Raw genomic sequence first — 16,066 nt, 5'->3', positions numbered from 1 at the left:
GCCTGTTCCATGCATAAGAAAAGGCCCTCCCTTAGGAGAGCCCTCCACAATATCGTCATTCCGTGCAGCTTACTTGGTTCCCCATACTTCCATACGCTGAGCGTATTTCTGGTTAATAATATCCTCTACTTTCTCATCCCCTGCCTTTTTCATATCCTCTAGCATTTTGTCAAATATGGCATTGGCTTCCGCTTCAGTCGGGGCAATAATGGCTCTAGTAATGCTTTGGTCCATAATATCCTTGACCTTTTGTGCAGTCAGAGCTTCCGGTGTTCCCCCATCCGGATTGAGGTTATCATATTCAGCGGTATCCCATACCGAATCGCCCAGGCTCTTGATGGCCAGTTCATCCACTTCGCTGCGCTGATATTTGACGGCCATGTCGTACGGCTGTCCGTTCGGATCCAACCCGTTTTTGATAAACCACAGCCATTTACGAACCCCGCTGGTTTTCACCGTTTCATCCCAGTTATCCTTGAAGCTCTGCAGGAATGCAGGATCAGGTTGACGTTTGCCATCCACCATGGTGTATTGTTCGCCTTCCTTACCCCATAGGAGCAAGTGCTGTCCTTCATCACTCGCCAAATAGTTGAACAGCTTCATCGTTTCTTCCGGGTGTTTATTATTTTTAGTTATGGCAATGGCATCCCACCCAAGTGAGCTTCTCGGTCCAAAGGTCGTTTGAGCAGGGTCCACACCAGGAGCTACGACTTTATATGCGAATAATTGATTCTTCTCACCGCCATCCTTTTTCAATGCGGCATTGCCGTTGCCCGGATCCCAGTACGCGCCTGGTGTAGAGAATACCGCACCTGTTGTGAGCTTCTGAATCCATGTTTGCGTTTTGCTAATAGCGAATTCCTTCTCAATCAGCCCTTCTCGATATAGACGGTTCATATATAACAGCATTTCACGATACTTAGGATCCTTAACATCATATTGCAATCTACCATTATTATCGTAATAAGTTTTTAGACCCCACATGCCCTTGAAGGTACCCAGATTCGCCCCCATATTCTCGCCATTCATCGTCATGGGAACCGACTCTTTACCATCAATCGTGCTGTATTTTTGTTTAAACTGTTTAAGCAGTGCTTCAAACTCGTCTGTCGTGAGCAGCTCGGATCCATCCGCTTTCTCAGGAGCAAGCTCTTCCAGCAGGCTTTGCCTCATCAGCATACCGAAGACTGGATCACTGTCGAGCCCGTACCAGTTTGCCAGATAATAGTTTTTGCCGTCCGTATAACGTGTCTTGGTCAACGTGTCCCCGTACATTTGCTTTAAATCTGCTCCATATTCCTCGATTAACTCATCAAGCGGAATGAAGGCTCCGCTAGAAATATATTTGTCCAGTGAGGCATCTCCGCGGCTCATCACCACGACATCGGGGTAATCTCCGCTCGCCAGCATCAAGCTCAGCTTCTCCGTCGGGTTTCCCGTCGGCTGCTGTATGGAGATCTCTATTCCGGTTTTTTCGGTGATTTGCTGTGCAACCGCATCAGTGAATGGCTCACCTTTGGTATTACCATCAAACCAGGTCAGCGTAATCGGGCCTTGTTCAGCTCCTTTTTCATCTGTACCTGCGCTACCTGTCCCCTCGCTCGAAGAACATCCCGCAAGCAAGCCCACGACTAATGCAGTAGTAATACCCATAACCATCCATTTTTTTGTCTTTTTCATTGACACCCTAATTCCTCCCAATGAATGAAGTGACTTGCGTGTATAATGGAGCAAACCAATGAAGCTGTACCACCCCCCTTTCAGGAGTGCCCGCCGAGAGTTCTTCTCTGGCAGCCAGACCAGCAATGATTAACTCTTTACTGCTCCAAGTGTCATGCCTTTGACAAAATACTTCTGCAAAAACGGATAGACCAGAATGATTGGCAACGTAGCAACCATGGTCGCAGCCATTCGTATGGTGTCACTCGAAACAGCATTTCGCTTGGCTGAGTTGGCCAGCATCTGCGTTTGAGAGATCATCCCACCGGTCTGAAACTGACTCAGGATTTTGACAAGTACGGCTTGTAAGGTTTTCAAATCTAAGCTGTACGTGAATGCATAAGAGTCAAACCAGGAGTTCCAGTGTCCAATGGCCTGAAATAATCCCACTGTCGCGAGTACAGGCGTGGTCAGCGGCATAACAATTCGGAAAAAAATCGTAAGATCATTAGCTCCGTCGACTTTGGCCGATTCCTCAATCTCATGAGGAAGCTGCTCCATGAATGTTCGTACAATAATCATGTAAAACACATTCATCAGACTGGGCAGAATGAAGACGGAGAACGTATCAATCATATTCAGCGCTTTGAGTACCATGTAATAGGGAATCAATCCACCGCCAAAATACATCGTGAATATGAAGTACAAATTCCAACCCTTGCGCCCCACCAAATTCCGCCGGCTCAACGGATACGCCAGCATCGTGATAACCAGCACCGAGAGCGGTGCACCAATCAGCGTTCGTTTGACCGTAACCCACAGCCCATTCAAAATCTCACTGTCTTTCAAAATCTGGCTGTAGCTGTCCAAGGTTGGAACGCGTGGCCACAAGTAGACCCCACCACGAACCGTATCCTCCGCGCTATTCAAGGAGAGGACAAGTATATTCCAGAAAGGCAGAAATGTAACCAGTAAAACCAGGACCAGAATGAGATATACAAAGAACTTAAATATCCGATCACCGAATCGGTTCAATAACATCATGAGCACTCCTTTCCTTCTTGGTTAGAACAACGCCTGATCATTCACCTTTCTTGAGATCCGGTTCACAATAACAACGAGTATGAAAGCAACGACAGATTTGAACATTCCAACAGCAGCTCCATATGAAAACATGCTGTTCTGCAAGCCGTATTTGTAGGCATAAATATCGATGACTTCCGAATACTCAAGTACAGTGTTGTTTTGCAGGAGATACTGCTGTTCAAAACCCGCATTCAGAATTCCGCCGACCGCAAGAATAGCCAGTATGACAATGGTTGGACGCAAAGCCGGCAGAGTAATATGCCACATTTGCTTAAATCTGCTCGCCCCATCTACCCTCGCAGCTTCATAAAGTTCAGGGTTAATGGAGGAAATGGCCGCAAGATACATGATGGCGCTGAAGCCCATCTCTTTCCACATGTTCGACAAGGCGATAATCCACCAAAACAAAGGTCCATTTTGCAGGAAAGCGATCGGATCATCCACAATACCCAGCAGCACCAGAATATTATTGAGCATACCGTCTGAAGCCAGGAGTGTAATGACAATATTGGCCGCAATAACCCACGAGATGAAGTGGGGCAAATAGGATACCGTCTGTACAAAACGCTTGAAAAATCCCTGTCTGGCTTCATTCAGGACAAGCGCAAGGATGATTGGCGCAGGAAACCCAAACAACAGTGTGAGCAAGCTCGTTGCGAGTGTATTGCGCATAACCCGATAGAAATCACCTGTTGTGAAGAAATATTCAAACCACCGGAAGCCTACAAACTCTGCATGAAAAAACTGCCTAAAAAAAGACTCCCCTCCCGGCTGATAATTCGTAAATGCCATGTACAGTCCGAACATGGGACCGTAGGAAAACAGCAGGGTTGCAACGAAGGCAGGCAGCATAAGCACGAATAACCATTTTTGTTCTTTTAGTCTGCTGATCAGATTATTGGTTCTGACTGTTTTGATAGCGCTTGCCTTATGCATCAGATGCCCTCCCCTTTCTTTATACCATCATGATTGGCCTGATTCAGATTCAGCTGATTACCTTTTTATCTTAATTTTGATAGCGCTTGCTTTCTATACTTCAATTCTCCGATAAATGCCGCTTTTTAAAGATGTTTTCGGTGAAAACCGTTATTGGATTTCCATATTTGGTCTGCTATGATGAACTCTATGTAATCACTTTCAATTGAGAGAGGGCTGCTCCATGCGTCCATTTTACCGAAAATACATTTACATGCCTTTTGTTGATTTAAGCTTCAGATCCAAACTCTTTCTTGTTTTTGTGCTGGTCACCATTATCCCGATGATGCTGCTGGTTTATTTCTCGTTCGAACTTACCAAATCCAAGCTGACGGAACAGCTGTACATTAACATGATGAATTCAACCGCCCAGATCACCAAAAACCTGGAGAATAAACTCGATAGCTATGAACATATTTCAGCCTCCATTTATCTGGATAATCGACTTGCCAATTACCTGACGACAGAGTATCAGGATGATCCTTCCTATCTGGATGTTTATAATTACATTGGCAATCGCATCGATACCATTATGGCTGCCTACCCTGATTTTGATAGCGCATTCATTTATTCGGACAATCCGTCTCTGCCTAAGGATAACTACTATATCAAGCCCATTACACCCGAAGTTGAGGAGACCGAGCTGGTCCAGAAGCTGAAACAGTCGTATGGTAATATCATTCACCTCTCCTCCCCGCAAACGGCGGATGGACCTGCCATGTTTACCCTTGCGAGACTGCTGAATAATAATAGCAATCAATATCCGTATGGGATGCTGGTATTCCAAATTTCCGAGTCGGTTATCTATTCGTTAATGGAGAAGGAAGCCGGAGGCAAAGACATTTTTATCATGAATGACCAAGGTGTTATTCTATCTTCTGCAGACAAAAAATTAATCAATACACGGTTGCCGGAACTGCTTGACCAACAGTTTGATGACTCTCTTTCCGGCAGATTCGACACGACCTATCAGGGCGTTAAAGCACTAGCCGTCTATAACACACTCAAAAATGGCTGGAAGACCGTCTCCATCTTCCCTTATGAAAGTATTATTAAAGATGCCAAATCACTGTCGCAGCTTATGATTAAAGTGTCACTTGCCTTTATAGGTGTGGCTCTGCTGCTCATTTATATTACGGCTTCACTGTTCAGCAAACGCATCCGGACCTTAATCCGTATGATTCGCCGGATTGAGCGCGGAGACTTCACACCAACACATGAGGAACAATTGGGCAGTGATGAGATTGGACAGCTTCACTTCGCGTTCCAGCAAATGACGATCCGGTTGAGAAGTCTCATCACCGAGGTATATCAAAAAGAACTGCAGAGCAAGGAAGCCGAGCTCGATCTTTTGCAGGCCCAGATTAACCCTCATTTTCTGTATAACACACTGGGCTCGATCTCTTCTCTCGCGATTAAACATCAGGATCCGCAAATTCAGGAGATGGTATTAAATCTTGCCAAGTTTTATCGGATATCTCTGAACAAAGGAAAAAGTGTTCTGACTATCAATGAGGAGTTGAAATTAACCCAAAGCTATAACGCCATTCAGCTGATCCGATTCAAGGGGCAGTTAAATTTCATTTATACCATTGATCAGGCGATTTTACCCTACTCCACGGTTAAGCTTGCTCTCCAGCCATTTGTTGAAAATGCGATTATTCATGCTGTCTGGAATCAGGAAAGGCCGCTCAACATTCATATCAAGGGGGTCTTCGAAAATGACTCGATCATCCTCTCTGTCATAGATGACGGGATGGGCATGTCGCGTGAAACTCTTCTATCTCTACTTGAAGACAAACCAGGACGGGGATATGGTATTTCCAACGTGGACCGGCGGATTAAGCTGAAGTTTGGAGAGAATTACGGTGTCCACGTATACAGCAGATTGGGTGCGGGGACGACTGTGCAAATCATCCTTCCACAAAATGCCCTTTTATAGCAATCATGAATGCTATCGTACTATTCTCTACAAAAATACGGAAATAGGGCTGCGGATTACTCTGCAGCCCTTGACGTTTTATTTCAAAATCAAATTGTAGATGATCTGTGCCGCTTCTGCCCGCGATGCGATCCCTTTGGGCTCAAACTTGGCATGTCTGTTTCCTTGAATCAGGCCCCGATTGGCTGCTTCAGTTACTGAATCAGCTGCCCATGGTGAAACCAGATTCATATCGCCGAATATGGTATCGTTGGAATCAACAGGCTCCTGAGCCTTCCCCAAGGAATAACCCTTCATTACCATGACTGCCATTTCCTCGCGAGTAATCGGCAGATCTGGTTCGAAGGCATCCCGACTTTTGCCGCTTACAATCCCAGCCTTGTACGCGATGGAGATCGGCGCAGCATACCAGCGATCCGCCGCTACATCGCGAAACTCCATTTCCCCGGCTGTGGTCAGTCCCAGGGAATGTACGAGCATTGAAGTGAACTCGGCCCTTGTGACCTCACGGCCTGGTGCAAACAGGCCTGCATGTGTACCTTGAACAATCAGCTTGGCCGTCAACTCATGAATAACAGGGCTCGCCCAGTGGTAAGCAGGGACATCTGTGAAGGAGCGCTCCAGCTCCAATACAGCGTATGTGCCGAATGGACTGATTTCCCCTGTCAACATATTCGCTGCATATTCACCTCGGACAAATTCAAGCTTACCTTTATCTCCAATCGCATACATGCCACCTTTAGAAGAATCGAAACCTTCGGCCGCATGCAGACTCAACACGACGGACTTATCAAACTTGGAGAGTGTTTCATTTAACCCTGTTTTGCTCTGAATGGATATACTGAATTCGTAGATTTCACTCTTCAATGAAACCTTGGCTTGCGTCATGTCCTGTGCTGCGGCAATGATCTCATTACCTTTTCTGACGAGTTGAACCATCTTGAGAGAGACGATGCTGCCTTCCTGATGCTGTTCTGGCAGCTTTTTCATAAGCTGCTGAAGCACTTCTGCAGGAATTTGAAGGCTTAGCTTGCCCGATTTCAACACCAGTGCGTGGTTTCCAAGCTGCATGACAACAGTTGAGGATAACTGCACTTCCTGCGTGTCAGCCTTGATTTCCACTACGGCTTGACCTGACTCGTTGTTCGTTTCCAGCATATCTGCTGTGATGGACAGGGCTGTACTCACACTTTCTTGACTCCCATTGCTCTCATTTATGCTGCTGCCATGAGTATTGCCAGTGCTTCCTGAGTTTCCTGGCACGCCAGGGTTCCCTGGATTCCCCGGGTTGCTCGGATTGCCCGGATTGCTCGGATTCCCGGGAGTCCCCTGCATTTCCGTCAATTTCACCAATCTTGATTCAGCTGCTTCCAGCGTAACCGACCATGAACCCGTTACGGACGAAACTTCGCCTGTCCAGAGGTCTTTGAGCGAATACGTTTGGACAGCATTCAACCCTGCGCGTTCCAAGTTAATCGTCCGCTCAACAGGACTGGTCGCATTGTAATTAAATAGGGCAAGGTAATAATCATCTCCATCCTTCAACACAAACGTATCCGCAGCATTCGCGTTGGTGTTGCCTTCAAGAGGCCTGAATACTTTCCCTTTCCTCGCAACATTTAGAACATCCGTATTGTTGTACAGTGCAGTCATGTACTCCTGAGCCTTGGGATCATTCACATCATCGGAAGCCATCATGACCGTTCCCGCAATGACACCCGAGTTCACCCGGCTGCGGGCTTCAGTCAGCCTTGATGCTTTGGCCAGTACCAGATGGTCAGGGTCGGTATAGGAATATATGGTTCCATTTTGCCAGTAGCCGTAGGTCAGCGAATTTAACATGTATTCTGTCTCATTAATGCTGCCGTACGAATCGCAGGAGATGCGTCTGCTGTGCGCATATTGGCTTGGAAAGATCGGTGCAATGGATGCACTTATGAACATTTTTCCGTCCAGTCGCGCTTCCACATAACGCATACCTTGATTGTAAGCCTGGATGCCGGTGGTTACTTGCTCGTCATAATGCTTCCCTTCCAGAGAACCGTGCGTCAGAAAATCCAGTTTGATGTAGGTGAAACCGAGATTTTTGAACTTATCCAGAAAATAATCCATCCTTATCTTGGCTCCTGGATGTGTCACATCCAGGGGATACGCCCCGTCCAGGGTTGGCAGCGGTTTGCCGGTAGAGTCCTTAAGCACGATATCGCCATAGGTATATTGGTTGTTGGTGCCTTCGACCGTCTGACTCATATTGTTTCCCCAATACACGAATGGTGCCCAATAGATCCCCGCATGCTGACCGTTGCCCTTTATAACGGATACAGCCTGTGCAAGTTCTTCATCGCTCAGGTTATCCCAGTAGGAATCCATGTTGATAAATACATTTCCATCATTGTTAAAGTTCTCTAAGTTGTTCTTAAAATAGTTGGAGACATCCACAACGTTCTGATAAGACAGTGTACTGCCATACGCTCCCCAGCTATTCCAGCCAAAGGGAACGCCTTGCGGAAGTTCCGGATTTAATTCCAGTGGTGGCGTGATGACTGCATTGGCCTTACCGTATTCTTCAAGACCTGTCCGGTAATCACTGAACCCTCCCACCATAATCAACGGCGAGGACAGCTCCGTTCCCGTCAGACTGCCATGCGGCTGGGTGTCTCTTGTCACATCAGTGGCAGCTCCGCCATATACGGAAAGTTCATGAATTCGGTTGGCAGATCCTTGCCAATCAATACCTGTTTTCCAAGTATCATGTGTTACCGAACCAATCACCAATCCGTTACGTGTTGCGTTATTGAAGATGGCCGTCATTTCATAACTTGTATCTGTCCGATTCATGGTTTGAGATTTATACCTAATCCATGCATCATTGTCAAAAGGCACGGTGAGTACACGATTGTCCGAGCTAACACCGATGTCCACCCCACCTGTATTGGTCACCGTAATCGGGGACATGTAATTCGTTTGGATCTCCGTTTCCCCAACTGCATTTAAACCGGTCAGAAAATACGCCTTATCTTCATAGAAACGATACACCTGCTTCAACGTCGGTTTACCAGCAGATGTGTGGACAAATGAAAGCTCGATTCCTTTGCCGAATCCGTCTTCCAATTCCAGTGGTGCGCCAGCAGTGGTATGTTCCTCATAATCTTTGCTCTGCACGAGAGACTCATCACCGAGTTTCATGCTGCTGTATACGCCCCGTAGCTTCTGCCCGTCAGCCCAGCTGTAACCAACCAATCCTGACTGGGTATTATAAGTTACTTCATAATGTTCGTTTTCCACGAGAAATCCGTACGTATAATCCGTTACCGAGATTGTTCCATATTGGTGTGTATCCCCTGGTGTGCCCAGGTCTTCTTCTTCACCGGGATTCCCGGGCTCTGTCTCACTATCATCCAATCCGGCAATGACAATTTTGTCGATATCAGGTGAATACCAGTTGTTGTCATCGATCAGGATCGAGTTGTTCCCTGCGTTCAAGGGCAGCGTTACATCATATGTGCCTACGGTATCCCAATCCGCAGTCTTCGGTGGTTCTTCGAATTGTTTTGCCCCGCCGTTGGCACTTATGTTGAACGGCCGGGGATCACCCGAAATGTAATAAACGACAACTTTATAGTTTCCCGACTCGTTTACGATCACGTTATTGAATTGCAGCGAACTGCCTTGGTACATACCTCCGACCTTTTTGCCCCCCGATGCAGATGGACTATCCGATACACTCGCATTTCCGCTCAGCGTATTCCCATCCGCTTCGGCTTCATAGCTGTTAGGTTCACTGGCACTTACCATGGCTGCCGTTGGACCGATACCTGTCACCAGACAGAAGATCAAAAGGATTATAAAGGATTTTTGCAGGACTCGTTCTAACATAACATCCCTCCAACTTCAATAATTAGGCTAACGTTAGATTTACATGGATGATAGAGCAGTGAATCACATTTTTTGTAATCGCTTTCAATTTATAATTTAGTTTCTCATCCTCCTTTGTTCTTTCAGTGTTATAAGGGCTGCATATTGGTTACATGCCTAATTGTAAAAAGAGCGACAGGAATGATCCATATCGCAATGTTACGATTCATATTTGAATTTCTCTCTTTTACACAACAATCGGGCGATTTATAAACGTTCAGATCGTTTTCCTGTATTCATTCGGCGTTACTCCTTCATTCTTAAGAAAAAGGGAAATGAAGTAGGACGTGCTCTCGTAGCCTACTCTCTGAGCAATATCATGAATCTTGAGCGAGCCATCCGCGAGCATCTCCCTTGCTTTGCCAAGCCGGATACGCGTCAAATAATCATGGATGGTCATTCCTGTCTTTTCCTTGAAAATGGACCGCAAATAGTTAGGTGACAGATAAACCTGTTCAGACAGGCTGTTAATCGTAACCGGATGATTGTAATTTTGATCAATGAGGGTGCGTACCTTATGAATCAGTTTTTCATTTTTATCCATAAATCGCTCTCCCAGCAGATTCACGGCATGACCTGCCGCATCCAGAATTAGCCCCTCGATCTCATGCAATGTCGATGCATTATAAATGGAGTGGTATAACTCTGCACGTTGAACCCCCTTCGAAAAGGGCTCCTGCACCTGTTCCAGCAGTTCATCGACGAGATCGATGGACCAGTCACATGTCATCTTCTTCTTGATTCGCATGGCAGCCAGAGCTTCAATATATTGATGCAGCTTCTGTGCTGCCCACTCAAAATCCAGTTGATGTATGGCTTCAAACCATTCTTTCTTCTCAAAAGGCGGCATATGTTCGCTGTACAATTGATTCGTTACGGCTTCTGCATGGATCATCGTTCCCGTTCCTTCGTAGAAACGTTCGTTCAGGATCACACGCATTTGCTCATATAAACCGTGGAGATTGGACAATTCGGCAGCTTCGGCGCCTACCGCTGCAGTCACCGTAAAATCGAGTGCACTTCGCATTGCCACTGCCAAGTCCTCCCATGCATAATATCCTGGCTGTTGGTCTGCTTCCATAAATAGTCCTGTCTCGCCTTCCTTGTAATCAACAAAGCTAGCCTTCAGATTCTTCGCCTGGAAATAGTAATTCAGATAAGACACCAGCCGGGTGGTACATTCCTCCAGACTCTGCTGCTCTTCTTCCGCTTCGATGGGATCAATGCTGAACAAGGCCAAGGCGTACCGTGATGTAACGGGCAGACGGGTCAATCTACTATAGTCGGACGCAAGCTCCGCAGCACGAGTCATATCTTTTTCATAGGAAAGTTCCTTTAGAATCGTTGCTTTAGCAGCCTCAGTGGAACGTTTCTTGATTGCAACCTCTTCACAGCGCTGTTTCACTTTCGAAATAACGCTTTCAATTTCATTCAAATCAAGGGGTTTAAGCAAATATCCGACCGCTCCGACATGAAGCGCCGATTTCACATAATGGAATTCATCATGTCCCGTCAGGAACATCACTTGAATGGAATCATACAACTCATGTATTTTTCGAGCCAGGTCAATCCCGTTCATAATGGGCATCTGCACATCGGTAAGTACAATATCAGGCTGTAGGGCCTCGATTTTCTCCAAAGCCTCTCTGCCGTTGCTCGCTGTCCCAATAATGTAGATCCCCATCTCTTCCCAGCGAATATAATCTCTCATCATCCCAAGCCCGAGCTCTTCGTCGTCTACGAGAAAAATACTGTACATTGAAGTCCCCTCCCTTTAAGCTGTCTCTGTCTCTATTATATGTTTTCTCTCCCATTCGACCAGATCGGTTATGATACAGTTGCTTATTGGCATGATTCATTGATCAATCAAGTCCAGCTCACGATTCAATGTGTAGCTTCCTCCCGCTTCGGCATGAAAAGTCGTTCTCCGTTCTCCTCTGCATACAGTGTACTTTCCATACGTAAACGTACGGATGGTGGCAGATGTCAGCTCCCCATTCTCCCAGACTGCATCTACTTCGGCATTGCCTTTGGCTCTTAGCCCGGTTACCTTCCCTTTATTCCAAGCCTGCGGCAGTGCTGGCAAGAGATGAATTTCGCCTTCGTAACTTTGCAGCAGCATTTCCGCAATGACTGCTGTTCCTCCGAAATTTCCGTCAATGACGAAAATATTGGTTTCCGCACCGGCAATGCCTGACTTGGAATACGTAAACAAATTATCGAAGCACAGTCCACTAATCAGATGCGAGACATGTTTGTAAGCCATTTCTCCATCATGCAGCCTCGCAAAACCAAGTCCAAACAGGGCAGCTGTAAATTCCACATCCTCCAGTTCCTCTTGCAGCATCCGGTTTTGCATCGTCACTCTTGCTGCCGCACTAAGCTCAGGTGTCCGCTCAGGCGTGATCTGATGCCCTGGATACAGGGGGAATAGATGTGACAGATGTCGATGCTCCGGCTGTGCTTCCTCATGGTCCTCCAGCCATTCCTGCAGCTGTCCTTTCTTCCCAATCTGCAGCGGTGGCAGCATATCAACAGCTTCTCTCAGTTGTTCACCGAACTCCTGGTCCCTATCCAGCAGTTCAATCGACTTCAGGCAAAATTCAAACAGCTCACGCACCAGAACCTGGTCTAATGTCGTTCCCATGGAGAGCTGGTGCACAGCACCGTCAGCTGTACCCGGATAGAAATGATTCTCCGGAGAATTGGATGGACCCGTCACCAGCCAACCATATTCGGGATGAATGTCCATATAGTCCAGATAGAATACTGCGGCTTCTTTGAGCACAGGATACGCCGTACTTTCCAGAAAAGCACGGTCCTGGTTATATTCATAATGCTCCATTAAGTGAGTGGCGAGCCACAGTCCTCCGGTAACATTCAACCCCCACGATGTATCCCAGCCGGGAAGTGTGAATCCCCAGACGTTAGAGAAGACATGCGCAACCCAGCCTTCACTGCCGTATAAGTTACGTGCCGTTGACTTTCCGGCTGCTGCCAGGTCTTCAACATACCTCATGAGCGGAAGATGGCTGTCTCCCAGGTTCGTAATCTCTGCCGGATAATAATTCATCTGGGTATTGATATCCAGGTGATAATCACAGCTCCAGCCCATACGGCATGCTTCTCCGTCATTCCATATTCCCTGAAGATGAAGAGGAAGCGGAGAATTGGCACGCGAACCGGCAATGGTCAGATACCGGCCATATTGCAGAAATAGCGCAAAAAGCTGGGGATCATCATCCCCACCTCGGGCCAGCAGCCGGATGCGCTGATCTGTCGTCAGATTACTTTTGCTTGCAGTCCCAAGCTGAATGTCGACCTTGTTATACTGCTCTGCGTAATCCTCGATGTGATCCGTTCGCAGAAGGGAATATCCTTTGCCTAGTGCCTTATCGAGTATTACGCAGCTCTCCTGTTTCCACTCGGGTCCCATTTTGCGATAATCGGTACTGACCGTAAAGTAAATGGAGGCCTCATCCGCTCCATGGACGGTCAATCTTCCGTCTCTCCCGGTAACCGTACCGCCAGCCACAACAATCTTCACATACCCTTCGGCCGATACACCGCAGTTCCCATTGCTGTGGACATTTTCGGTAGCCTGGCCCTCAAACTTCAATGTACAGTCATCCATTGTTAAGCTGCGGAACGATCCCGCGTCTCCCTCCAGGCTGAGCGAAAAGGATACGCCCCCAGAGCGATCACTCCAAACCCTGGAAACAACCAGGTCGTCAGCATGTGAAGCAAAAACCTCACGATACACGGTTGTATCCTTGTTCCTCCAGGCAGCCTTGGCCAGCGCACGGTTTAAGTCCAGCTCACGCCGGAAGCTTCCCTCTAGCGTTCTGTCAGGGCTCTGCTCGGCAAATTGAATGACAACCTTGCATAACCCCAGATTGGTGCCAAAATTCTGCTTGTCGGGCTGCAAATATCGCTTCGCAAGACGATCTCCCTCATCATAATTGCCGGAATAGAACTGAAGCCGCATTTCCTCCAGCGCTCTCTTCCCTCCTGCAGGAGTCGGCTCTGGATCTGCTTGACCGGACCAGTAGGTCACCTCGCTCATGCTCCACACTTCACGTTGCGGTGCAGCCATGACCACAGCTCCCATTCTTCCGTTCCCGAGCGGCAAGCCTTGATTCCAATTCACTGCTGGGGTTGAGTACCATAATGTAAAATCGTCCATTTCACGCCCTCCTGTTCTAATGGATTATCTGAATCTATAATCGCCGAAACCCAAATAAAGCGCGCTGTCTGTGTCCAACAAAAGCGCGCCTATTATTAGGTTAATGCAGATTGTCAGCTTCTTTTCATCGTTAATCTAAAAATTTTAGACTCTGCTGGTTCCAGCGTTACGCTCATGTGGCCAATGGTTTCCCCTTGTGCCCCTTCCCATAAATCCTGATAAATGTACACCGTACTTGCATCCAGTCCGGCTCTCTCCAGGGAAACCGTTCTACGCGCAGCATTCGCAGCATCAAAATTAAAAACGGCCATATAAAAACTCTTGTCGTCTGCCGATTCCAGTACAAATACGTCTGATGCCTGCTTCCCGCAATCTCCTTCCAACGGACGGAACGTTCGGCCGAGTCGGGCGATGTTCATGATTTCCTTATTCGCAAGCCAGTCTTTTGCCCGCTCCGCAGCCTCTGCCTGACGGAAATCATCTCCGAGCAGCAATACCGTACCCGCAATCACCGAGGCGGTCAGACGGCTTCTTCCTTCGTGCCAGCCAGTTACTTCCTGGTTGAAGCTCTTATACAGCACGGAATGGTCCGGATCATTGTAGCGGTACAGCGTATTGTTCATCCACCAGCCATGGGTCAATGAATTTAACAGGTATTCCGTATCCTGAAGCGTACCGAAGACATCGCAGGAAATGCGGCGACTGTGAGCGAAGGCGTACGGAAAGATCGGCGCAATGGACAGGTTGATGAAGAACGGGCGGCCAATAGCCTCCGGTGAGAACTTTTGCTGTAAATAAAACATACCGTGGCGATAAGCTGCAATCCCTGTTGTGATGTCGGGGTCGTAATGCTGCCCTTCAAGGGCGCCATGTGCAAGGAAGTCCAGCTTAATATACTCGAATCCTTCCGAGACGAATTTATTCGCAAACCAGTCCATTCTCAGCAGATTTCCGGGATGTGTCGGGTCTATAGCCAAACCGCCATCCACATCCGGCAAAACCTCGCCTTCCATGTCTCTCAGCAGAATATCCCCGTAGGTATACTGACCATCCGTCCCTTCCACGACTTGGCTGAACTGTTCAGGGCTCCCCCAGAACGTAAATGGCGTCCAATACGTTCCGGCTCGGTGTCCGTTTTGCCGTACCCGGTCCAGCGCATCTTTCATCTGTTCAGGTGTAAAGTTGTCCCAGAAGGCATCAAAGTTAACGTATAAGGTCTCTTCGTTCTGGAAACCCACAGGCTGTACTTCCTTCTTCAAAAAATCACTAGTCGACGTATACAAGTCATAATCGAGTGTACTCATCGCTGCAGACCAGCTGTTCCAGCCGACCGGAACGCCGCCCTTCCATGGCAGTGGAGCCTCCACCCAGGTGTTAGCACGGCCGTAAGCTTCGAGTCCATCTCTATAATCTTCGTAAAATCCGATGAATGCGAGTGGTGATTCAATGTTTTTTCCTCTCACATATCCATGCGGCTGGGAATCGCGGGTCAGCTCACTGACAGCTCCGCCATAGAGATCCAGGTCTTCAATGTGGCCGCTCTTCTCGCTTTTAAACCGGATTCCCGTTTTCCATACCTTATGCGTGAGTGAACCCAGAATCACTCCCCGGCGGCTATCCGGCTCGAACACAGCTGCAGCTTCATAGCTTTCGATATCCACTGGAGGTTTGATAACCGTGTATCGAACCCATTTGTCGTTATCATAAGGAATCCGCAGGATGCTGAGCCCTTCCTGTTGACTTCCTTCGTTAAGTGATACCTGCTTGGATTGAACGACCGCGAAGCGATTGACCTTGATCTCTTTATCACTTTGGATTGTGCTCTGTACTAACACAAATGGTACAGACTCGTATACATAAAAATGCTGTTCTAATTGGGGAAGCTTGGACGACTGGTGCAGGATTACCAAGTGCACTCCTTTGCCGAATCCTTCCCGGACAATGCCTTCCTTGCTTTTCAGCTCATGTCTCTCGTAGTGTTCCGTGCTATATTCCCGACCTTGCCAGCGAAAAGCACTGCGAAAATGGTTAACAAGACAAGCGCGGTTGTCATTGCACGAAGCCTCACCATTTTCAAGATGAATCTCCAGATTTACATGGCCGTTGCTCACTTGGATCCGTGTGTCATTCTGCTGAACTTCAACGGCTGTATCGTTCTTTAGCATCATATGCCTCCTCGAGGTTGCATGGTTGGTTGGCAGGAGCGGTCGTTCCCTCCCCCAAGTCTGCCCTCATTATAAAGACAGGACAGACCGTAATCCATGCACCGATCTTCCGATCCATATCGCGATTTAACACACTTC

The 16,066-nt window shown here is 47.5% G+C and carries 8 protein-coding genes; 1 reads left to right on the top strand and 7 read right to left on the bottom strand.

Going from position 1 to position 16,066, the window contains the following annotated elements:
- Positions 1-69: 69 nt before the first annotated feature.
- The 3 genes from AC3WQ3_RS19780 to AC3WQ3_RS19770 all read right to left on the bottom strand — a co-directional run bounded on the left by AC3WQ3_RS19780 (position 70) and on the right by AC3WQ3_RS19770 (position 3,681).
- On the bottom strand, positions 70-1,680 hold the full coding sequence (locus tag AC3WQ3_RS19780; RefSeq protein WP_492473245.1) for an extracellular solute-binding protein: 1,611 nt from the start codon (positions 1,678-1,680) through the stop codon (positions 70-72).
- A 129-nt stretch (positions 1,681-1,809) separates the two neighbouring features.
- Positions 1,810-2,700 carry a carbohydrate ABC transporter permease gene (locus tag AC3WQ3_RS19775; RefSeq protein ID WP_492473244.1) on the bottom strand — a complete coding sequence of 297 codons (891 nt, stop codon included), beginning with the start codon at positions 2,698-2,700 and terminating at the stop codon, positions 1,810-1,812.
- A gap of 24 nt (positions 2,701-2,724) precedes the next feature.
- A complete protein-coding gene (locus AC3WQ3_RS19770) occupies positions 2,725-3,681 on the bottom strand; it encodes an ABC transporter permease (protein ID WP_492473243.1) in 957 nt (318 codons plus the stop codon).
- A 253-nt stretch (positions 3,682-3,934) separates the two neighbouring features.
- Here AC3WQ3_RS19770 and AC3WQ3_RS19765 point away from each other — a divergent pair, with 253 nt between their 5' ends.
- Positions 3,935-5,662: a cache domain-containing sensor histidine kinase gene (locus AC3WQ3_RS19765; RefSeq protein WP_492473242.1), complete on the top strand. Its 1,728-nt coding sequence runs from the start codon at positions 3,935-3,937 to the stop codon at positions 5,660-5,662.
- Positions 5,663-5,740: 78 nt separating this feature from the next.
- Here AC3WQ3_RS19765 and AC3WQ3_RS19760 read toward each other — a convergent pair whose 3' ends face one another.
- From AC3WQ3_RS19760 to AC3WQ3_RS19745, 4 genes are all read right to left on the bottom strand, one after another.
- Entirely contained in the window at positions 5,741-9,538 is a 3,798-nt protein-coding gene (locus AC3WQ3_RS19760) for an S-layer homology domain-containing protein (RefSeq protein ID WP_492473241.1), read from the bottom strand.
- A gap of 256 nt (positions 9,539-9,794) precedes the next feature.
- A complete protein-coding gene (locus AC3WQ3_RS19755; protein WP_492473240.1) occupies positions 9,795-11,336 on the bottom strand; it encodes a response regulator in 1,542 nt (513 codons plus the stop codon).
- 96 nt (positions 11,337-11,432) lie between these two features.
- The gene (locus tag AC3WQ3_RS19750) at positions 11,433-13,763 is read right to left on the bottom strand and encodes a glycoside hydrolase family 95 protein (protein ID WP_492473239.1); all 2,331 of its coding nucleotides are present in this window, start codon (positions 13,761-13,763) and stop codon (positions 11,433-11,435) included.
- A 113-nt stretch (positions 13,764-13,876) separates the two neighbouring features.
- On the bottom strand, positions 13,877-15,928 hold the full coding sequence (locus AC3WQ3_RS19745; RefSeq protein ID WP_492473238.1) for an alpha-galactosidase: 2,052 nt from the start codon (positions 15,926-15,928) through the stop codon (positions 13,877-13,879).
- Positions 15,929-16,066: the final 138 nt, after the last annotated feature.

It is taken from the genome of Paenibacillus sp. FW104-T2, from assembly GCF_058789975.1.
The sequence above is the reverse complement of the archived record's forward strand: the minus strand, read 5'-3'. Positions and strand labels throughout refer to the sequence as shown.

What these genes read in the sequence shown, in the direction of transcription:
- AC3WQ3_RS19780 (WP_492473245.1), bottom strand. Translation starts at nt 1,680, where the DNA reads ATGAAAAAGACAAAAAAATGGATGGTTATGGGTATTACTACTGCATTA.
- AC3WQ3_RS19775 (WP_492473244.1), bottom strand. Translation starts at nt 2,700, where the DNA reads ATGTTATTGAACCGATTCGGTGATCGGATATTTAAGTTCTTTGTATAT.
- AC3WQ3_RS19770 (WP_492473243.1), bottom strand. Translation starts at nt 3,681, where the DNA reads ATGCATAAGGCAAGCGCTATCAAAACAGTCAGAACCAATAATCTGATC.
- AC3WQ3_RS19765 (WP_492473242.1), top strand. Translation starts at nt 3,935, where the DNA reads ATGCCTTTTGTTGATTTAAGCTTCAGATCCAAACTCTTTCTTGTTTTT.
- AC3WQ3_RS19760 (WP_492473241.1), bottom strand. Translation starts at nt 9,538, where the DNA reads ATGTTAGAACGAGTCCTGCAAAAATCCTTTATAATCCTTTTGATCTTC.
- AC3WQ3_RS19755 (WP_492473240.1), bottom strand. Translation starts at nt 11,336, where the DNA reads ATGTACAGTATTTTTCTCGTAGACGACGAAGAGCTCGGGCTTGGGATG.
- AC3WQ3_RS19750 (WP_492473239.1), bottom strand. Translation starts at nt 13,763, where the DNA reads ATGGACGATTTTACATTATGGTACTCAACCCCAGCAGTGAATTGGAAT.
- AC3WQ3_RS19745 (WP_492473238.1), bottom strand. Translation starts at nt 15,928, where the DNA reads ATGCTAAAGAACGATACAGCCGTTGAAGTTCAGCAGAATGACACACGG.